This is a genomic window from Serratia sp. NPDC087055 (assembly GCF_044900985.1).
In the GTDB taxonomy this organism is placed as follows: domain Bacteria; phylum Pseudomonadota; class Gammaproteobacteria; order Enterobacterales; family Enterobacteriaceae; genus Serratia.
In genome coordinates this window covers 2,058,159-2,076,973 of record NZ_JBJDOG010000001.1, presented here as the reverse complement: position 1 = coordinate 2,076,973, position 18,815 = coordinate 2,058,159, and the positions used below count along the sequence as shown (strand labels likewise).

Here is an 18,815-nt window from a genome sequence, read left to right as displayed (position 1 = left end):
CTATCATGGCCCCGCTTCAACGGGGCTTTTTGTTTGCGACCTTGGCGCCAATCGATCCAAATCCTCCATCAATGCCAACAACGCTTCTTTCGGCGGTTCGTGCCGGGTTACCAGGCTCAGCGCTGCCTGATAGGAAAGCGCCTGCCCGCCTAGCTGCTTTAGGACGCCTTGTTCTACCCAACGCGCGGCGTAATGGGTGGGCAGGTAACCGAGATATTCACCGCTGAGTATCAGATGGGCGACCCCTTCCATATGATGAGCAATGGCACTGAGGTTTGGCGGTGCCAGCGGGCAGAGTTGCTGTGCCAGCAGATAACCCCGTTTGACCCAACGGGCATTCTCAATTTGTTCGCGTCCCGGCCGCTTTACGGCAAACAGCGGGTGTTCGCTGCTGCAATAGACCGCCTGCGTTTCGCTGATCCAGGGTTGATACTGCAACGTTTCCAACTGTTGACCAAAATAACCTATGCCCAAATCGAGTTGCTGATTCAGCAACCCCTGTTCTATTTCGCCAGGGGCGCAGATTCGGCATTGCAACTGCACGTCCTGATGACGGCGTTGAAACTGTTTGATCGCGTGGCTGAAGGGATTGCCCGGCAGCGACACCAGATTGTCCACCAGGCCGATTTGCAGATCGCCGGTCAACAGGCCGTTCAATGACTGGCTGACGCGGGTGAAATCGCGCGCGGCGTTAAACAGGGAGCGACAGGCGATCAGGATGCGCTCTCCTTTAGGGGTCAGCATAAAACCGGATCGCCCTCGCTGGCAGAGGCGAAACCCCAGCCGGGTTTCCAGCGTCGCAAGATGGGTGCTGATGGTCGACTGATTCATCAACAGAGATTCTTGGGCTGCACTGACGCCCTGGGCTTCCGCGACGGCAACGAATACCCGCAGCAGCCGCAGATCGATATCGCTTAGGTTGGTGAGCATCGCTTCCTCCGCAGAATCGCCTTCGTTAACTTATTGTTTACATCACCAGATTGGCCGCAATGGGTCGGTGGTGGTCTTTTTATGTCATAAGTTCACAATAAAAACCAATGGTTCAACGCGTTACAAAACATTGGTGTTTTCAATGCTTACATTTCAAAGATGGAATGGTAGCCGTGTCTGGCGTCGGGGTAGCCTGTTTTTGTTATCAAAATGTTGAAACTAAATGATGTCAGAACAAGGAAAACACATGCTCAATCAACCCCAAAGTGGTAACGACATGCCGCGTTTTGCCGGTATCCCTACCATGATGCGCCTGCCGTCTGCCGAAGATGCGCGGGGCCTGGACGCGGCCTTCGTTGGCATTCCTCTCGATATTGGCACTTCAAACCGTAGCGGTACACGCTATGGGCCTCGGCAGATCCGGCAGGAGTCGGTGATGATCCGGCCTTACAACATGGGCACCGGTGCCGCGCCTTTTGAGCGGCTGCAGGTGGCCGATCTGGGGGACGTCGCCATCAATCCCTACAGCCTGGAGGACAGTGTCCGCCGCATAGAGCGGGCTTATAACGGCATTCTGGCCCACGGTTGCATCCCACTGACGCTGGGGGGCGATCACACGCTGACGCTGCCGATCCTGCGTGCCGTAGCCAACCGTCATGGTCCGGTCGGTTTAATCCACGTCGATGCCCACTCCGATACCAATGAAGAGATGTTTGGTGAGCAACTGGCGCATGGCACAACTTTCCGTCGTGCCTTTGAAGAAGGGCTATTGGCACCGCAACGGGTGATACAGATAGGCCTGCGGGGCAGCGGCTATGCCGCCGCCGATTTCGACTGGTCGCGCCAACAGGGGTTTCGCGTGGTGCAGGCGGAAGCCTGTTGGTATCGCTCTTTAGCGCCGCTGATGGCGGAAGTGCGTGAGCAGATGGGCAATGCACCGGTTTACCTCAGCTTCGACATTGACGGTCTGGATCCGGCATTCGCTCCAGGCACCGGCACGCCGGAGGTTGGTGGGTTATCGGTCTGGCAGGGCATGGAGATTGTCCGAGGATGCCGGGGACTGAATCTGATCGGAGCCGATCTGGTGGAAGTCTCGCCGCCTTACGATCGTTCCGGCAACACGGCGCTGCTGGCGGCCAATCTGCTGTTTGAAATGCTGTGCGTGCTGCCTGAGCGATAAGGCGTCGCTATAACCTGACCGGCGGAGCCGTTGCGCCTGGGAGCTCATAACAATAATAAACATGTGGAGTGACTCATGAATCTCGATCTGCTGGTAGTGGTGCTTTACTTTTTGGTGATAGGGGCGGTGGGGTGGCTTGGCGTTCGCCGGGCGACAACCAAAGAGGATTATCTGGTGGCCGGGCGTAATCTGGGGCCCTGTTTGTATCTGGGCACGTTGTCGGCGGTGGTGCTAGGCGGTGCATCAACCATCGGCAGCGTCAAACTGGGTTACACCTATGGTATCTCTGGTGTGTGGCTGTGCGGCGCGTTGGGCGCGGGCATTGTGGTGTTAAGCATGGTGCTGGCAAAGCCTTTGCTCAAGCTAAAACTCTATACCGTCAGTCAGGTGCTGGCACGGCGTTACCATCCAGCGGCCAGGGTCACCAGTGGCGCTATCATGTTGGCTTACGACTTGATGGTCGCAGTGACGTCGATCATTGCCATCGGCAGCGTGATGCAGGTGATGTTTGATCTGTCGTTCACCGTTTCAATTCTGCTCGGCGGCGGCTTGGTTGTGCTGTATTCAACGCTGGGGGGCATGTGGTCACTGACGCTGACCGACATTATCCAGTTCATCATCATGACCGTCGGCATGATGCTGGTGCTGATGCCGATGAGCATCGTCAAAGCCGGTGGCTGGGCGGCTTTCAGCAGCATGCTGCCGGACAGTTACTACCGGTTGTCGTCGATCGGGCTCGATACCATCGCGGTGTTTTTCCTGATCTACTTCTTCGGCATTTTGATTGGTCAGGATATCTGGCAGCGGGTCTTTACCGCTCGCAGTACCACTGTTGCCCGCTACGCCGGGCTGGGTGCCGGCGTGTACTGCGTTCTTTATGGCGTGGCCGGTGCGTTGATCGGCATGGCCGGCAAGTTGGTGCTGCCGCAACTGGTAAACACCGACGGTGCCTTTGCCGCCATTGCACAGGCGGTGCTGCCGGTCGGGGTCAGTGGGGTGGTGGCCGCCGCCGCGCTGGCGGCACTGATGTCTACTGCCAGCGCCTGCCTGTTGGCGTCATCGACCATCGCACTGGAGGACGTATTGCCGGCCATTCGCAAGCGCCCCTCGGGCGGTCTGGCGGCCGGACGGATCACGACGCTGCTCATGGGCTGCGTCATGCTGGGGTTGGCGTTTGTGGTACGAGACGTGATGGCGGCGCTGACCCTGGCCTATAACCTGCTGGTGGGGGGCATGCTGATCCCGCTGATGGGTGCAATTTTCTGGCGACGAGCCACCAGCGCTGGTGCCATTGCCAGCATGCTGGCTGGCAGTTTGTGCGTCCTGGGATTGATGTATTGGCACGGCATCGAGGCCAACAGCCCAATCTACGGTGGGTTGTTGGCCGGCGGGGCGGTCTTTGTGCTGGTCAGCCTGCTGAGCAGGGTGACTCCGCAGTTACAGACATTCACCGAGCATTGAAACGATAATAATAACGACGAGGAAGTTTCATGAACAACCGCACCGAGGCGTCACGCCCCAAAATTGAAGTTCGCTCGATCGACTACGTTCCCCGTCGTGAGCGACATGGCAAGGTTTGGCACCAGGCGCCTTTCTGGTTTACCGGCAACTTTGTCCTCACCACAATGGTGGTGGGTTTTACCGGGCCGGCACTGGGTTTGGGGGCCGTATATTCGATGTTGGCCATCGTCATCGGCGTTTGCTTCGGCACTTTTTTTATGGCCTGTCATGCTAACCAGGGCCCGCGAATGGGGCTGCCGCAGATGATTCAGTCACGTGCGCAGTTCGGGTTGCGTGGCGCTATCGTACCTTTCACCGCCGTGGTGTTTGTTTACGTCGGTTTTAATGTTTTCAACGTCATTCTGGCGACCGATGCGATTAACACCGTTTGGCCGGGTCATCGGGTGCCCTGGTACCTGTTATTGATCGCAGTGGCGGTATTGCTGGCGGTTGTCGGGCACGATCTGCTGCACAGCGTGCAGCGTTGGTTGACCTACGTGATGATGGCGGTGTTTGGCGTACTCACCGTCAGCGCCGCGCTGAGTTTACAGATGGACGCGGTCGTGGGCAGCGGTCATTTTTCATGGGCGGCATTTCTGATCCAACTGTCAGCCGCTGCGGGATACCAAATCAGCTATGCGGTATACGTTTCCGACTATTCGCGCTACTTGCCGCATGAAACCTCATCCGCCCGGGTGATTTTCTGGACTTACCTCGGCGCGGCCGGATCGGCGCTTTGGTTGATGTCGCTGGGCGCCTTCCTGGCATCGGCCCTGCCTACCCCGGATGCTATTGGCAGCATCCGCCAGGTGGGAAATGCATTCTATCCTGGCTTTGGCACCCTTGCTGTCTTGATTGCGGTACCGTCATTGGTCGGCATCATGGCCGTCAATTGTTATGGCGCGATGCTCACCAGCCTCAGCGCCATCGATGCATTTCGCAAGGTTGCGGCGACGCTCAGGTTGCGGGTTATCGGCATTGGTACGATCGCCGTAGTGGTGTTTGTGGTGGCTCTGGCGATCCCGCAAAGCTACCTCGTCAGCTTCAATACCTTCGTGCTGTTGATGCTGTATTTTCTGATACCCTGGACTGCGGTGAACCTGGTTGATTTTTACATCGTGCGCAAGGGTCAGTATGCGATTGGTGAAATTTTCAATCCTGAGGGGATCTACGGCCACTGGGGGTGCCCTGGTTTGGTGGCATACGTGACAGGTTTATTGGTGATGCTGCCGTTCATGTCGTTGAGTTTTTACACCGGCCCTTTCGCTGTGGCATTGGGCGGTGCGGATATCGCTTTTCTGATTGGTTTGCTGGTTGCCGGGGGCACATATGCATTCCTGTGTCGGGCGCTTGATCTTGAGGCTGAACGGCAGGTTGCTGTGCATAATGAACGTTTACTGGAGGGAGGTAATGATGGTTAAGGCGATCGTAGCATGTTGCCAATTGGCGCCAAGAGTGGGGGATCCTGCCCACAACCTGCAAATCTCCACCCAGGCAATCCGCAACGCGGCAAAGCGCGGAGCGAATATCATCGTATTGCCGGAGCTGGTTAACAGCGGATATGTCTTTCAAGATCGGGCGGAGGCCGCAGCGCTCTCGGAATCTTGCGACGGGCCCAGTATCTGTCAGTGGGTGGCTTTGGCGCGGGAGTTCGATGTGGTTATCGTCGCCGGTTTCTGCGAACGCCTGGAGGCAGGGCAGGTGGCAAATAGCTGCGCGATGATCGATGCGAGCGGCGTGCGTGCGGTTTACCGCAAGGTTCATCTGTGGCATGAGGAAAGCGGCATCTTTACGGCAGGCGATCAGCCGCCACCGGTTATCGAGACCCGTTTCGGGCGGCTGGCCATGATGATTTGTTATGACCTCGAGTTCCCCGAATGGGTACGTTTGCCCGCGTTGTCGGGGGCACAGCTGCTGTGTGCGCCGGTCAACTGGCCGTTGGCATCGCGTCCAAAGGGCGAGCGGCCGGCTGAAATGGTGAAGGTTCAGGCCAATGCTGCCGTTAATCGCCTGTTCATTGCGGTAAGCGATCGCTGCGGGGAGGAGCGCGGCGTTGACTGGATCGGGGGTTCAGTGATTGTCGATGCTGACGGCTATCCGCTAGCGGGGGCAGAAAACCTGTCGGGTGAAGGTCTGCTGCTGGCTGAGATGGATCTCAGTGTCGCCGATGATAAAAGTATTGGGCTTTACAATCATGTGCATCGGGATCGGCGTGTCGGGCTTTACTGACAACGGGGTATTCAGTTTGCCCATGACCTTTAGCGGCGCACATAAGCGCCGCTTTTGCCATTAGAGCCAGCCGGATTTTTTCAGCTTCTGATACAGGAAGAAGCAGCCGACGGCGGTCACCCCGAGAATCGTGTGATAGGCCCAGGGGAACTTCAGTTCCGGCATATTGGCGAAGTTCATCCCATACAAACTGAATATTACCGTTGGGATTGCCAGAATTGCCCCCCAGCCGGCGAGCCGTTTCACGACTTCGTTCTGTTTCACGGTGACGAGGGCCAGATTGACGTGCATCGCGTTGGTCAGCATTTCGCGCATGTCGTCGATGTTACTGACAACCTGGCGCGCGTGGTCCTGTACGTCACGCACATAGGCGCGCAGTTCTTTCGGGATCACCTCTTCATGCAGGCGAATAAGCTGGTTGCAGATCTCCTCCATTGGCATTGCCGCATTGCGCAGGGCCAGCAGGTGTCGCCTCAGCGTATAAACGTTCTCAATGGCAGCCTCGTCAAACTCTGACTTGAACATGTTGGCTTCGATGGCTTCGATATTTGCCTCGAACCTTGCCACGACGCTGCGGTAGTTATCCACCACAAAGTCCATCACTGAGTACAATGCAAAACCCGGCCCGCGGCACATTTGTTTATGGTTTTCTTCAGCCTTGGCACGAATTGGCGCGTAGCTGGGGGATGCACCATGGCGTACCGTGATCAGGAAATTCTTGCCCACGAAAAAGTGTGTTTCACCGTACTCGACTTCGTCTTTACCCCACTGTGCGGTTTTAACCACGATAAACAATGAATCACCGTAGGTTTCAAGTTTCGGGCGCTGGTGGGCGCACAACGCATCCTCAATAGCCAGGTCATGCAGCCCAAACTCTTCCTGCACCTTGCGCATGAAGGCGTCTTCCGGCTGCCATAAGCCGAGCCAGACAAAGGTATCCGGTTGTTTCACTACCTCACTGATGTCGTCAATGGTCACTTCACCTAGCCGTTTACCGGCTTTGTATGCCACGCAGTTCACAACCATGGTTGTGGTTTCCATCAGGTCACCTGTTATTCAGTCAATGTTTTGGTAAGAAAGTAGCATTCATGCTCTGTCGGGTAATTTTGCAGCGTCATCCGCAGTTGATAGCCGAGCTTCTCGTAGAAAGGGCGCGCCTGGAAACTGAACGTATCTAAACGGACATAACGACAACCACGTGCAAGCGCTTCTTGCTCCGCCGCCAACAGAACTTTACGGCCCAACCCGCTACCCCGTTGCGAATCCGCCACCCACAACCAGTCAACGCTTAACCAGTTACCCCACGTTTCCGCCGTCACGCCGGCGATAACCTGGCCGGCCTCATCTTGGCTGTAGACAGCAAGCGGCTTGCGCTGAGTGGGATCAATGTACGGGCTATTGTGGGCGCGTAGCCCCTGTCTGATGGCGTCGAGGACTTCTTCGCTGAGTGAATCGGTTACGGTAATGTGCATACATCCTCCTTGTTTACCCGTTAACTTAAGCACAGTCTGGCTAAAAGACAACATATTGAAAATTAAAACAAACGTTGCAAGTGGTCTGCTGGACTACACTGAATGGACCCGTTTCTATTCAGGAGGATGCCATGCGGAGAGTCACGACGATGATGGCACTGCTGTTATTCAGCGGTTTGCTGCATGCTGCGCTGAAGGTCACGCCATTACAGGATAAATTGGAGCACCCTTGGTCGCTGGCATTTTTGCCCGGTGAGCAGGGCATGTTAATCACAGAACGACCGGGCCGCCTGCGGCTGTGGCAACAGGATAAAGGTTTGTCCGCGCCAATTACCGGTGTGCCTCAGGTGTATGCCGAAGGCCAGGGTGGGCTGCTGGAAGTGCTGTTAGCGCCTGATTTTGCCGATAGCAGACGAATCTACCTCAGCTTTGCCGAAGTGGGTGAAGACGGTAAGGCAGGGACCGCGGTGGGTTATGGGCAGTTAAGCATCGATCGCCAACGATTGGAGAACTTCACGGTGATTTTCCGCCAGCAACCTAAATTGTCGATCGGTAATCACTTTGGCGGCAAGTTGGCATTTGATCGCCAGGGCTATCTGTTTATTGCGTTGGGTGAGAATAATCAGCGGCCGACGGCACAGGATTTGGACAAGCTACAGGGCAAGGTGGTGCGGTTAACTGCCGACGGGGCTGTACCGCCAGATAATCCGTTTGTTGGTCAGGTGGGCAAACGGCCGGAAATCTGGTCCTATGGCCACCGTAATCCGCAGGGGCTGGCGTTGAATCCATGGAGCGGGGTGATGTGGGAGAGTGAACACGGCCCACGGGGTGGCGATGAGATCAATATTCCGCAGGCGGGGAAAAACTACGGCTGGCCGATAGCCACCTATGGCATCAATTACTCTGGGTTGGCTATCCCAGAGGCTAAAGGACAGAAGATCGCGGGTACTGAACAGCCCTTGCATTACTGGCGGGTGTCGCCGGGCGTCAGCGGCATGGCATTCTACGACTCACCTCGTTTCCCTGCCTGGCAGCATTCGCTGTTCATGGGTGCGCTGGCTCAGAATGCCCTGATCAGGCTGACGCTACAGGGGGACAACGTGATCGCTGAAGAAAGGTTGCTGGAGGATCGCGGCGAGCGCATTCGTGAGGTGCGGGTTGGGCCTGACGGCGACCTTTACCTGCTAACCGATTCGAGCGACGGCAAGTTGTTGCGGGTCGGGCTGTAGGCGTAATGATGGCGCCCTGCAGTTGCAGGGCGGGGGAAACTCAGGTTAACTCGCTCATGACACCGCGCTGATAGGCCGGGCGTTCTGTGAGTTGCTGATACCAGCGCTCCATGTTTGGACGAGATTGTCGCTTAATCGGCATGGAGAACCAGGCGTAAGCAAAGCTACCCAGCGGGATGTCGCCGATGCCGAAGGACTCACCGGAAAGGTAAGGCTGGCGACCAAGGGTTTCTTCCACAATGTCGAAATGCTTTTCCAATGTGGCGATTGCCGCTTCTATCTTCGCCATGTCACGCAGTTCCGCCTTGGTGCGAACCATTCCCCAGAACACAACGCTAAAGTGGCTGACAATGGTGGCTGTGGTCCAGTCCATCCATTTTTCTGCACTGGCGCGCGCTTGCAGATCCTGCGGGTAAAAAGGTTCATTGCCAAACTTCGCTGCCAGATAGCGAACGATGGTGTTGGATTCCCACAGCACGAAGTCATCGTCCTGCAGCAGCGGCACCAGGCCATTCGGGTTCAATGAACGGTAGAGTTCATCGTTTACCTTACCGAATGCGCCGCCGGCATTGATATGGCTGTAATTCAGCTCCAGCTCTGCGGCGCACCACAGCACTTTCCTGACGTTATTTGAATTTTCACGACCCCAAATGGTCAGCATAGAACGCCTCTTTTACGTGGGTTAATCAACCTAAGTAGCTATTCGTACGCCACAATTCAGCGTTTGTCACACCAGAAGGCATTTTTTGCCGGCGTGGTCGACACATTCAGCGCTCCCAGCGACAAACTTCCCAGCCATGCTCCAGCGCCAGTGCGTTGAGCTCACTGTCCGGGTTGATCACCGTAGCACTGTCGACATATTGCAACATGGCTTTGTCGTTAAGTGAGTCGCTGTAACCGTGGCTGTGCTCAAAGATCAATTCCGGGTGTTCTGCCAGCCACTGTTTCAAACGGGTCACTTTGCCCTGTTGGTAAGTCATGGTGCCGTAGGTGTTGCCGGTGAAGCGGTCGTCTTGCACTTCGACACCAATCGCCAGTGCGCCATCAGCACCGAGCTGTGCGGCAATCGGTGCCACCAGATGTTCACCGGTGGCGGAAATGACCAGAATGCAGTCACCGCGTTCACGGTGCCACAACATCCGTTCACGGGCTGCTGGATAGACGCGAGGCAGAATATCGCGACGGATATAACGCTGTACCCAACCGGCTACCGTTTGGGTACTCAGGCCGGTCAGTGGTGCCAGGGTGGCTTGCATGTAGTCCTCCATGGACAGTTTTCCCTGGTAATAGAGCTGCATGAGCTGCTGTTCCTGCTGTTCCAGTTCTGCCGGCGCAAACCCCTCGGCGACCAGCCAGCGGATCCACAGGCTGGCGCTGTCATCATCAATCAGGGTTTCGTCCAGGTCGAATAAGGCTAAATCCATCAGTATTTCTCCGGCAGGCAGGGAGGGAAAGAGGTGTATACAGAATAGCGGATACCGTTGGCCGCCAGCCAGTGGCGACAATGAAATTGCGCAGAGCATAAGAAACATTGATGACGGTTTTGCGACACTTTGTTGAACGTTTGCATAACTTAGAACGCAACAATATTGGCTCGCATCTTTGGCCGGGTGGTAACTATAGGGTAATGCACTGGCCATCCAGGAGTTAAAGATGCTGATAATTCGCCTTTATACCGGCCCGATCTTTGTCGGGAACGATGATGAGGAACAAGATAATGATACGACCACCACTGACGTTGAAGACGCTGCCGCTGCTGGATCTTTCGCAGCTTGACGGTGATGCGCGTCAGCGGCAGGCATTTCTTGACAATCTGCGTGTTGCGGCACGCGACGTAGGTTTTTTTTATCTGCGTGGGCATGGCATTGATAGCGCGCTAAATGCGCAGCTGCAACAGCGTGCCAGGCAGTTTTTTGCCTTGCCGGACGACGACAAATTGGCGGTTCAGATGGTGCGTTCGCCGCACTTTCGCGGCTATAACCGCGCTGCGGACGAACTGACGCGGGGGCAACCGGATTGGCGCGAACAGTTCGACATCGGTGCGGAGCGTCCTGCGCTGGAATTGGCGTATGAAACGCCGCGTTGGGCGCGTTTACAAGGGCCGAATCAATGGCCTGAAGCCTTGCCTGAACTGAAGCCGTTACTGTTGCAATGGCAGCAGGTGATGACGGTAATGTCGCTGCGATTATTGCGCGCCTTCGCGTTAGCCCTGTCGTTACCGGAGCACGCATTTGATTCGCTTTACGGCGACAAACCCAACGAACATATCAAATTGATACGGTATCCGGGGCGTGAGGCCACCACCAGCGGGCAGGGAGTCGGTGCCCATAAGGACTCTGGCTTTTTGAGTTTTTTACTGCAGGACCGGCAGAAAGGCCTGCAGGTTGAAATTGAAGAAGGGCGCTGGGTGGACGCGGAACCGCGTGAAGACACCTTTGTGGTCAACATCGGCGAACTGTTGGAGCTGGCGACCAATGGTTATCTACGCGCCACGGTACATCGCGTGGAAACGCCGCCGGCGGGGAGCGATCGTCTGTCGATCGCTTTCTTCCTGGGGGCGCGACTTGACGCTGTGGTGCCACTGTATCAACTGCCTGCGCATCTGGCCGCCGAGGCACGCGGCCCGGTCAGCGATCCGCATAATCCGCTATTGCGCGATGTGGGGTTTAACTACCTGAAGGGACGAATTCGCTCTCACCCCGATGTAGCGCAGCGCTATTATCAGGACGTTGTAACCTAGTAGTCGGTGGGCCACATGCTGCGCCCAACGGATTAAAGGGGGGCGAACAGGTGTTCGCCCCCCTATGACGTGTATGGAACGGAGATTACTCGGCCAGAGCCTGTTTCAGGTCGACAATCAGATCTTCCGCATCTTCAATCCCTACCGACAGGCGCAACAACTGCGGGGTGATGCCCGTTTTCAGCCGCTGTTCCAACGGAATCGACGCGTGGGTCATGCTGAATGGTTGACTGATCAGGCTTTCCACGCCGCCCAGGCTTTCTGCCAGCGTGAACAGATGTGAGCGTTTGATCACCCGGCGCGCATAGGCGTCGTCGCCTTTCAACCGTACTGAAATCATGCCGCCAAAGCTGTTCATCTGCTTTGTCGCCAGTGCGTGCTGCGGGTGGCTCGGCAGACCCGGATAGTAAACGTCTTCTACCTGGGGCTGGCTTTCCAGCCACTGGGCGATGCGTAAGGCGCTATTGCTGTGGCGCTCCATGCGCAGTGCCAGCGTACGGATGCCGCGCAACGTCAGGAAACTGCTGAACGGATCGAGAATACCGCCCACCGCGTTTTGCAGGAATCCGAGCTGTTCGGCCAGCTCAGGATTGTTCCCCACTGCAGCGACCCCGGCTACCACATCGGAGTGGCCGTTGAGGTATTTGGTGGCGGAATGCACGACGACATCAAAGCCAAGATCCAGCGGACGCTGAATGTAAGGTGAGGCAAAGGTGTTGTCCGCCACGCTGATCAAACCGTGTTTTTTAGCGATCGTGGCGATGGCGCTCAGATCGGCCAGCTTCAGCAGAGGGTTAGTCGGCGTTTCTACCCAGATCATTTTGGTATCCGGTTCGATTGCCTGCTCCAACGCGGAAAGATCCGCCGGGGAAACATAGGTGACGCGCAGGCCGGCTGTCCGGCTACGCACTTTCTCCAGTAAGCGGTAGGTACCGCCATATAAGTCGTCAACCGCCACCAAATGGCTACCCTGATCGAGCAATTCCAACACCGTCGAGCAGGCTGTCAGGCCAGAAGCAAAGGCATAACCGCGGCTGCCGCCTTCCAGTTCAGCAATGGCGTTCTCCAATGCGGTACGCGTTGGGTTGGCGCTGCGTGAATATTCATAACCTGTATGCTCGCCCGGTGCTGGCTGGGCATAGGTTGACGTGGCATAAATGGCAGGCATTACTGCACCGGTAGCGTCCGGCGTGTAGCCGGCATGAACGGTCAACGTATCAAACTTGGCCATACAATCATCCTTATTAACGTAATTTTTGGCGCCAGGCGTTAAGTACGTCTGTGCGGGTAATCAAACCGAGGAAGCGCTCACCATCAAGCACCACAGCCACGTGCCCGTGATTGAACGTGGCGAGTAAATCCTGATAACTGGCTTCTTTTTGCAACGTCTTGACGGAATGAGTCATGGCGCGGGTGGCGGGGAGGCTAAAGTGGTTAGCATCCGCCTGTACGGTATTAAGCAGGTCCCATTCGTCGATGAGACCCACAACGCGATCGCCTTCCAGCACGGGTAACTGTGAGATATCATACAGACGCATACGGGCATGAACGATCGCCAGAGTGTCTTCGGGGGCTACCGATACCGCAGCCCCTTCGTCATGACGATAGGCGATCAGATCGCGCAGATCGCCATGCTGTGGTTTGCTTAACAGACCTTGTTCCAGCATCCAATGGTCGTTATACATTTTAGACAGGTATTTATTACCGCTGTCGCAGACGAACGTGACCACGCGTTTGGGTTCGGTCTGCGCCTGGCAATAGCGCAATGCGGCTGCCAGCAGCGTGCCGGTGGAAGAACCTGCCAGTACACCCTCTTTGCGTAGCAGGTCGCGTGCTGTAGTAAATGCCTCGGCGTCTCCGATACGGTAGGCGTTACGTACTTGATTGAAGTCGCTGAGTGGCGGGACGAAATCTTCGCCGATGCCTTCAACCAGCCAACTGCCCGCCTCACCGATCTGGCCGTTATCGAGATAGTCCGCCAGGATTGAACCTGCCGGGTCCGCCAACACGAACTCGGTTTGCGGTGATACCTCGGCGAAATAGTGGCTCAGCCCACCCAGCGTGCCGCCGGAACCGACACCGACGACGATGGCATCGACCTGGTGGTCCATCTGCTGCCAAAGCTCCGGTGCGGTGGTATGGGTATGAGCCGCCGGATTGGCTGGGTTATTAAACTGATCGATATATAACGCCCCGGGGATCTCGCTCGCTAGGCGTTTTGCGTAATCCTGATAGTAAGCCGGATGGCCTTTACCTACATCGGAGCGGGTTAACACGACGTCCACACCCAGTGCACGCAGATGGAAAATCTTCTCCCGGCTCATTTTGTCCGGCACAACCAACACCAGCTTATACCCCTTCAGTGCTGCCACCAGGGCCAGCCCCAAACCTGTATTTCCCGCAGTGGCTTCAATGATGGTGCCGCCGGGTTGTAGGCTTCCATCACGTTCTGCCTGTTCGATCATCGATAAGGCAACGCGGTCTTTGATTGAGCCACCTGGGTTTTGGTTCTCCAGCTTGATGAAAAGCCGACAGGGGCCGGTATCGAACTGGGTCAGTTCCAACATTGGGGTGTTGCCGATCATGTCGATGACGGAGTGGGGTATTGCCATGGGATCTCCAGAATAATTCGGTTTAATGGCCGTTATTTGGATGATAGCGCTGCAAATAAGCGTATTAAAAAGAACAAATAACCACTCAATATGCTTTTTTGGAATATATTAATTCAATTTGGACGTGTGGAGGCATAGATGTGCAGCGGTGCAGATGTTCAGCCGTGTGGCCGTGAGTTGTTTAAAAAAACGGCGCACAGCAGGCTTTTCATCCAATTTACGCGTAACAGCGTACAGTTATGTAAAAATGCTGAAAATTCACGCTAAACCCTGCAAAAATAAGATGAATCTAATAAACTCACAGCAAGGGCATTTTTGGTGCGCCGTTCACCCGTCATGGGGCCGCAGGGAGTCTGCGGTTGGCAAACGCGTGCCGGGCTACTCTCGCTGGTTGGCTGAAAACGTGAATATGTTTGAAAGTTAACGCTATTTCAATGATTTGAATGGACACTCTGGCGACGTCATGATGAAAAGAAACTTATCCACCACCCTGAAGAAATTAACGTTTAGCGTCAGCATACTGTTGTTGGCGGCTCCTGTTGTACAGGCGGCCGACGCGCCGGCTGCCCCGCAGATTGATGCCAAGGCCTATGTGCTGATGGATTACAACAGCGGCAAAATCCTGACGGAGGGCAACGCCGATACCCGCTTGGATCCCGCCAGTCTGACCAAGATCATGTCCAGCTATGTGATCGGGCAGGCGATCAAGGCCGGCAAGATCAAGCCGGAAGATATGGTGACCGTAGGCAAAGACGCATGGGCAACCGGTAACCCGGCACTGCGTGGGTCTTCACTGATGTTTATCAAACCGGGCGATCAGGTACCGGTGATGGAGCTGAACAAGGGCATTGTCATTCAGTCGGGTAACGACGCCAGTATTGCGTTGGCCGATTATGTCGCAGGCAGTCAGGATTCGTTTGTTGGGTTAATGAACAACTACGCCAAATCTCTGGGCCTGCAGAATACCCATTTCCTGACGGTACATGGCCTGGATGCGGAAGGTCAGTACAGCACAGCACGCGATATGGCATTGCTGAGCCAGGCGCTGATCCGCGATGTGCCTGATGAGTACGCGCTGCATAAAGAAAAAGAATTCACCTTCAACAAGATCCGCCAGATTAACCGCAACCGCCTGCTGTGGAGCTCGAATCTGAACGTGGATGGCATCAAAACCGGTTATACCGGCGGTGCGGGTCATAACCTGGTCGCATCGGCCACTGACGGTCCTATGCGTCTGATCTCGGTAGTGCTGGGCGCGCCGAGCGATCGTATCCGCTTTAGCGAAAGTGAAAAATTGCTGACCTGGGGTTTCCGCTTCTACGAAACTGCCACACCGATCAAAACCGACAAACCCTTTGTTACTCAGAAAGTGTGGTTTGGTGACGTCAATGAAGTACCGTTGGGCGTAGCGAAAGATGCAGCCGTGACTATCCCGAAAGGGCAAATGAAAAACCTGAAGGCCAGTTACAAACTGAATCAGGCGACGCTGGAAGCGCCATTGGCGAAAAATCAGGTCGTCGGCACCATTGATTTCCAGCTCGACGGCAAAACCATTGAGCAATACCCGTTGGTGGCGATGCAGGAAGTGAAAGAAGGTAACTTCTTCAGCCGTATCTGGGACATGGTGATGATGAAGCTGACCCAGTGGTTCGGCAGCGTATTCGGTTAACCATAAAAGGGCGCAATGATAAATTGCGCCCTTATTTTTTTATCAGTTACAGGCGACCACTTTGATCGCCAATCCGCCCTGCGACGTCTCGCGGTATTTGGCGTTCATGTCTTTACCCGTTTCATACATGGTCTCTATGACCTTATCCAGGCACACCCGCGGCTCACTGGTGCGACGTAGCGCCATACGTGCGGCATTGACCGCTTTCACCGCGGAAATCGCGTTACGTTCGATACAAGGCACCTGAACCTGACCGGCCAGTGGGTCACACGTCAACCCCAGGTGGTGCTCCATGGCGATCTCCGCCGCGATGCAAACCTGTGCCGGGCTACCGCCCATCAATTCTGCCAATCCCGCAGCCGCCATTGAACAGGCAACGCCCACTTCCCCCTGGCAGCCCACTTCGGCCCCGGAAATAGACGCGTTCATTTTGTACAACGCGCCGATCACACCGGATGTCAGGAAGTAACGGCTGTAGGAATTTGGATTAACCGGGCGAATAAATTGGTCGTAATAGGCCAGCACCGCCGGGATGATGCCACAGGCACCGTTGGTCGGGGCCGTCACCACGCGGCCACCGGCGGCGTTTTCTTCGTTGACGGCAAAGGCGAACATATTGATCCAATCAACCACGTTCATCGGATCGATATTGTTTTTGTCGCCGGTGACCAGCATGCGGCGCAAAGCGGCGGCGCGGCGCTGGACCTTCATCGGGCCAGGCAATAGGCCTTCGGTGTTCATGCCACGTTCGATACCGTCGCGCATCACCTGCCAGACGTCGGCGAAATGCGCGTCAATCTCGGCCTTGCTGTGCAATGCCAATTCGTTTTGCATCACCAGGCCGGACAGCGACAGGCCGGCGTCTTTGCAGTGTTGTTGCAAGTCTCGTGCGGAGGCGAACGGGAAGGGCACCTGTATCGGGTTTGCCGCGGCCAGGCCGAAATGCTCTTCATCGACGATAAACCCCCCGCCGGTCGAGTAATAGGTTTTGCTGTGCAGCAACTGCTCATTGGCGAACGCGCGGATACGCATGCCGTTTTCATGCAGCGGCAAATTGTCTCCGTGGAAGTTCATGCTGGTTTGCAGCGGGAAATCCACTTCGTGATGGCCATTGGCCAGCAACAGGCGACCGCGTTGCCCAACGTCGTGGATAAAACCGGCAATACCGTCGATATCCACGTCGTGCGGCAAATTGCCCGCCAGTCCCATGATGATGGCAATATCGGTGTGATGACCTTTACCGGTCAGAGATAACGAACCATAGACGTCGACCACTACACGGGTGGTATCCATCAACTGCTGGCTGGCAATCAACTCATCGGTGAACAGCTTGCCGGCTTTCATCGGGCCGACGGTGTGGGAGCTGGATGGACCAATACCAATTTTGAAAATATCGAAAACGCTGACCATGGTTTCGCCTCCTTCTTCAGGTGTTAGGCGTTAGTACAGGAAAGGGGGCCGTGCAGAGAAGCCGGCGCAGGGAGCGCCGGCTGGGCGTGATTAGCCGATCAGGCTAAACGTGATGGCGGAGATGGCAATCAGGCCCATCACTACCACAAACACGTTGCTGATGTGGCCGCTGTACTTGCGCATGGCCGGTACTTTACGGATGGCATACATTGGCATCAGGAACAGCAGCATGGCGATGATTGGGCCACCCAGAGTTTCGATCATGCCCAGGATGCTTGGGTTCAGGGTCGCAACAATCCAGGTGGTTACCAGCATAAAGATAGCGGTGATACGGTTCAGCTTGTTGGTGCTGATGGTTTTACCGCGGCTCTTCATCGATTTGGCAATCAGGCCATTAAAGCCTTCACGTGCGCCCAGATAGTGCCCCAGGAACGACTTGGTGATGGCGATAAAGGCGATAACTGGCGCGATGTAAGCGATCATCGGGTTGTTAAAGTGGTTAGCCAGGTAAGACAGGATAGAGATGTTCTGTGCCTTGGCTTCTGCCAGGTTTTCCGGTGTCAGGCTCAGCACGCAGCTGAACACGAAGAACATCACGGTTAGTACCATCATGATGTGGGCATAACCCAGAATGCGGGAGCATTTCTTCTCTGCTTCTTCCTGACCGTATTCTTCACGCTTGGCTACGGCGAAAGCGGAGATAATAGGTGAATGGTTGAAGGAGAACACCATCACAGGAATGGCCAGCCACAGGGTCATGATCAGACCGTGGCTCATATCAGTACCGGCACCGGACAGTGACACATTGTCGAAAATGGCGGTAGTCCAGTTAGGGATCAGGTACAGAGCCAGCAACATCAGCACGCCAACAAACGGGAATACCAGGATACTCATGGTCTTCACGATAGCTTGCTCACCGAAACGCACAATGGTCATCAGGCCGACAATCAGGATCAGAGACAGGATGGCACGTGGCGGCGAGGCCATACCCAATTGGTGAGTAATGAAGCTGTCAACGGTGTTAGTGATGGCGACGCTATAAACCAACAGGATTGGATAAATTGCAAAGAAGTAAAGCAGGGTGATCAGCTTACCGGCGCTAATCCCGAAGTGTTCTTCAACCACTTCGGTGATGTCTTCACCGGCATTTTTGCCAGAGAGAACGAAACGGCACAGGCCACGGTGGGCGAAGAAGGTCATCGGGAAAGCGATGATGGCCATGATGATCAGGGGAATCAGCCCACCGATACCGGCGTTGATTGGCAGGAACAATACGCCCGCGCCGATCGCGGTGCCGTACAGGCCCAACATCCACATGGTGTCGGTTTTACGCCAGGTACTGGTAGAGCCAGAAGCCGCAGAGGCAATGGTGCCGGTCTGTGTAGTGTCCATAAATATCTCCGAAGTGAACACGATAATTTAAAATTAAAGGCAAAACTTAAGGTTAAGACCGAATGACGCAATATGAGATCGCGGCATCGGTAAGAATCAGGTGCTGCTTGCGGGGATAGCTGGCCTCCCCCTGGTTGTTTATTATGCTAATTACCGTGGGCACGTATGCCGGATAACTAATCAAAGGATATTTAGCCTGTTGAAGGCATCATATCGGTACCGCTGCCGGGAGGTCATTGCCTGCCGATTTTCGTTGGCGGCAAGATAACGATTTACAGTAGAAACAACCGTGATCATGCTCTCAAATGCGTAATGTGTGCGGCTAACTGCTTTTTTATTGGTTTTTCATGCATATGTTGCGCGCTTGTGTAAGGTTTCATGCTGAGAACGCTCTCATAAATCTTTCAGGGTTTATCGGGTATCGCTAATCTGTAACCAGATAAAACACTGCC

Annotated in this window: 16 protein-coding genes; 7 read left to right on the top strand and 9 right to left on the bottom strand. The window is 55.3% G+C overall.

The genetic code is table 11. The annotated features are described in order from the left end of the window. Nucleotides 1-3: 3 nt before the first annotated feature. The gene (locus tag ACI2J2_RS09880; protein WP_404759982.1) at nucleotides 4-930 is read right to left on the bottom strand and encodes a LysR family transcriptional regulator; all 927 of its coding nucleotides are present in this window, start codon (nucleotides 928-930) and stop codon (nucleotides 4-6) included. 247 nt (nucleotides 931-1,177) lie between these two features. Here ACI2J2_RS09880 and speB point away from each other — a divergent pair, with 247 nt between their 5' ends. From speB to ACI2J2_RS09860, 4 genes are all read left to right on the top strand, one after another. Further along, a complete protein-coding gene (gene speB / locus ACI2J2_RS09875) occupies nucleotides 1,178-2,110 on the top strand; it encodes an agmatinase (RefSeq protein ID WP_404759981.1) in 933 nt (310 codons plus the stop codon). Between the two features lie 75 nt (nucleotides 2,111-2,185). Next, on the top strand, nucleotides 2,186-3,571 hold the full coding sequence (locus ACI2J2_RS09870) for a sodium:solute symporter (RefSeq protein WP_404759980.1): 1,386 nt from the start codon (nucleotides 2,186-2,188) through the stop codon (nucleotides 3,569-3,571). A gap of 29 nt (nucleotides 3,572-3,600) precedes the next feature. Next, nucleotides 3,601-5,031 carry a purine-cytosine permease family protein gene (locus ACI2J2_RS09865; RefSeq protein WP_404759979.1) on the top strand — a complete coding sequence of 477 codons (1,431 nt, stop codon included), beginning with the start codon at nucleotides 3,601-3,603 and terminating at the stop codon, nucleotides 5,029-5,031. Next, nucleotides 5,021-5,839: a nitrilase family protein gene (locus tag ACI2J2_RS09860; RefSeq protein WP_404759978.1), complete on the top strand. Its 819-nt coding sequence runs from the start codon at nucleotides 5,021-5,023 to the stop codon at nucleotides 5,837-5,839. The genes ACI2J2_RS09865 and ACI2J2_RS09860 overlap by 11 nt, the downstream gene beginning before the upstream one ends. A 60-nt stretch (nucleotides 5,840-5,899) precedes the next feature. On the opposite strand, the gene corA is transcribed toward ACI2J2_RS09860, so the two are convergent. Together corA and ACI2J2_RS09850 are read right to left on the bottom strand one after the other, a co-directional pair. Beyond that, nucleotides 5,900-6,880 (bottom strand): magnesium/cobalt transporter CorA, encoded by a 981-nt coding sequence (gene corA / locus ACI2J2_RS09855; protein WP_209632492.1) that lies wholly within the window; start codon nucleotides 6,878-6,880, stop codon nucleotides 5,900-5,902. An 11-nt stretch (nucleotides 6,881-6,891) separates the two neighbouring features. After that, complete coding sequence (locus ACI2J2_RS09850) at nucleotides 6,892-7,311, bottom strand: N-acetyltransferase (RefSeq protein ID WP_209632493.1); 420 nt, start codon at nucleotides 7,309-7,311, stop codon at nucleotides 6,892-6,894. Nucleotides 7,312-7,442: 131 nt separating this feature from the next. Here ACI2J2_RS09850 and ACI2J2_RS09845 point away from each other — a divergent pair, with 131 nt between their 5' ends. Further along, the gene (locus ACI2J2_RS09845; RefSeq protein ID WP_404759977.1) at nucleotides 7,443-8,540 is read left to right on the top strand and encodes a PQQ-dependent sugar dehydrogenase; all 1,098 of its coding nucleotides are present in this window, start codon (nucleotides 7,443-7,445) and stop codon (nucleotides 8,538-8,540) included. A 40-nt stretch (nucleotides 8,541-8,580) separates the two neighbouring features. Here ACI2J2_RS09845 and ACI2J2_RS09840 read toward each other — a convergent pair whose 3' ends face one another. After that, a complete protein-coding gene (locus ACI2J2_RS09840; protein ID WP_209632495.1) occupies nucleotides 8,581-9,201 on the bottom strand; it encodes a glutathione S-transferase family protein in 621 nt (206 codons plus the stop codon). Nucleotides 9,202-9,307: 106 nt separating this feature from the next. Further along, a complete protein-coding gene (locus ACI2J2_RS09835; protein ID WP_209632496.1) occupies nucleotides 9,308-9,964 on the bottom strand; it encodes an HAD family phosphatase in 657 nt (218 codons plus the stop codon). Nucleotides 9,965-10,257: 293 nt separating this feature from the next. Here ACI2J2_RS09835 and ACI2J2_RS09830 point away from each other — a divergent pair, with 293 nt between their 5' ends. Further along, nucleotides 10,258-11,280, top strand: coding sequence for an isopenicillin N synthase family dioxygenase (locus ACI2J2_RS09830; RefSeq protein ID WP_404759976.1), 1,023 nt, complete (start codon nucleotides 10,258-10,260; stop codon nucleotides 11,278-11,280). Between the two features lie 85 nt (nucleotides 11,281-11,365). Here ACI2J2_RS09830 and ACI2J2_RS09825 read toward each other — a convergent pair whose 3' ends face one another. Both ACI2J2_RS09825 and ACI2J2_RS09820 read right to left on the bottom strand, forming a co-directional pair. Further along, on the bottom strand, nucleotides 11,366-12,511 hold the full coding sequence (locus ACI2J2_RS09825) for a trans-sulfuration enzyme family protein (protein ID WP_404759975.1): 1,146 nt from the start codon (nucleotides 12,509-12,511) through the stop codon (nucleotides 11,366-11,368). Nucleotides 12,512-12,524: 13 nt separating this feature from the next. After that, nucleotides 12,525-13,892, bottom strand: a complete 1,368-nt coding sequence (locus ACI2J2_RS09820) for a pyridoxal-phosphate dependent enzyme (RefSeq protein ID WP_404759974.1) — start codon at nucleotides 13,890-13,892, stop codon at nucleotides 12,525-12,527. A gap of 463 nt (nucleotides 13,893-14,355) precedes the next feature. Here ACI2J2_RS09820 and ACI2J2_RS09815 point away from each other — a divergent pair, with 463 nt between their 5' ends. Then, nucleotides 14,356-15,561 (top strand): serine hydrolase, encoded by a 1,206-nt coding sequence (locus ACI2J2_RS09815; protein WP_209632500.1) that lies wholly within the window; start codon nucleotides 14,356-14,358, stop codon nucleotides 15,559-15,561. A gap of 42 nt (nucleotides 15,562-15,603) precedes the next feature. Here ACI2J2_RS09815 and ACI2J2_RS09810 read toward each other — a convergent pair whose 3' ends face one another. After that, nucleotides 15,604-16,971: an L-serine ammonia-lyase gene (locus ACI2J2_RS09810; RefSeq protein WP_265555244.1), complete on the bottom strand. Its 1,368-nt coding sequence runs from the start codon at nucleotides 16,969-16,971 to the stop codon at nucleotides 15,604-15,606. Between the two features lie 90 nt (nucleotides 16,972-17,061). Further along, complete coding sequence (locus ACI2J2_RS09805; RefSeq protein ID WP_404759973.1) at nucleotides 17,062-18,363, bottom strand: HAAAP family serine/threonine permease; 1,302 nt, start codon at nucleotides 18,361-18,363, stop codon at nucleotides 17,062-17,064. Between the last annotated feature and the right edge of the window lie 452 nt (nucleotides 18,364-18,815).

What these genes read in the sequence shown, in the direction of transcription:
- ACI2J2_RS09880 (WP_404759982.1), bottom strand. Translation starts at nt 930, where the DNA reads ATGCTCACCAACCTAAGCGATATCGATCTGCGGCTGCTGCGGGTATTC.
- speB (WP_404759981.1), top strand. Translation starts at nt 1,178, where the DNA reads ATGCTCAATCAACCCCAAAGTGGTAACGACATGCCGCGTTTTGCCGGT.
- ACI2J2_RS09870 (WP_404759980.1), top strand. Translation starts at nt 2,186, where the DNA reads ATGAATCTCGATCTGCTGGTAGTGGTGCTTTACTTTTTGGTGATAGGG.
- ACI2J2_RS09865 (WP_404759979.1), top strand. Translation starts at nt 3,601, where the DNA reads ATGAACAACCGCACCGAGGCGTCACGCCCCAAAATTGAAGTTCGCTCG.
- ACI2J2_RS09860 (WP_404759978.1), top strand. Translation starts at nt 5,021, where the DNA reads ATGATGGTTAAGGCGATCGTAGCATGTTGCCAATTGGCGCCAAGAGTG.
- corA (WP_209632492.1), bottom strand. Translation starts at nt 6,880, where the DNA reads ATGGAAACCACAACCATGGTTGTGAACTGCGTGGCATACAAAGCCGGT.
- ACI2J2_RS09850 (WP_209632493.1), bottom strand. Translation starts at nt 7,311, where the DNA reads ATGCACATTACCGTAACCGATTCACTCAGCGAAGAAGTCCTCGACGCC.
- ACI2J2_RS09845 (WP_404759977.1), top strand. Translation starts at nt 7,443, where the DNA reads ATGCGGAGAGTCACGACGATGATGGCACTGCTGTTATTCAGCGGTTTG.
- ACI2J2_RS09840 (WP_209632495.1), bottom strand. Translation starts at nt 9,201, where the DNA reads ATGCTGACCATTTGGGGTCGTGAAAATTCAAATAACGTCAGGAAAGTG.
- ACI2J2_RS09835 (WP_209632496.1), bottom strand. Translation starts at nt 9,964, where the DNA reads ATGGATTTAGCCTTATTCGACCTGGACGAAACCCTGATTGATGATGAC.
- ACI2J2_RS09830 (WP_404759976.1), top strand. Translation starts at nt 10,258, where the DNA reads ATGATACGACCACCACTGACGTTGAAGACGCTGCCGCTGCTGGATCTT.
- ACI2J2_RS09825 (WP_404759975.1), bottom strand. Translation starts at nt 12,511, where the DNA reads ATGGCCAAGTTTGATACGTTGACCGTTCATGCCGGCTACACGCCGGAC.
- ACI2J2_RS09820 (WP_404759974.1), bottom strand. Translation starts at nt 13,892, where the DNA reads ATGGCAATACCCCACTCCGTCATCGACATGATCGGCAACACCCCAATG.
- ACI2J2_RS09815 (WP_209632500.1), top strand. Translation starts at nt 14,356, where the DNA reads ATGATGAAAAGAAACTTATCCACCACCCTGAAGAAATTAACGTTTAGC.
- ACI2J2_RS09810 (WP_265555244.1), bottom strand. Translation starts at nt 16,971, where the DNA reads ATGGTCAGCGTTTTCGATATTTTCAAAATTGGTATTGGTCCATCCAGC.
- ACI2J2_RS09805 (WP_404759973.1), bottom strand. Translation starts at nt 18,363, where the DNA reads ATGGACACTACACAGACCGGCACCATTGCCTCTGCGGCTTCTGGCTCT.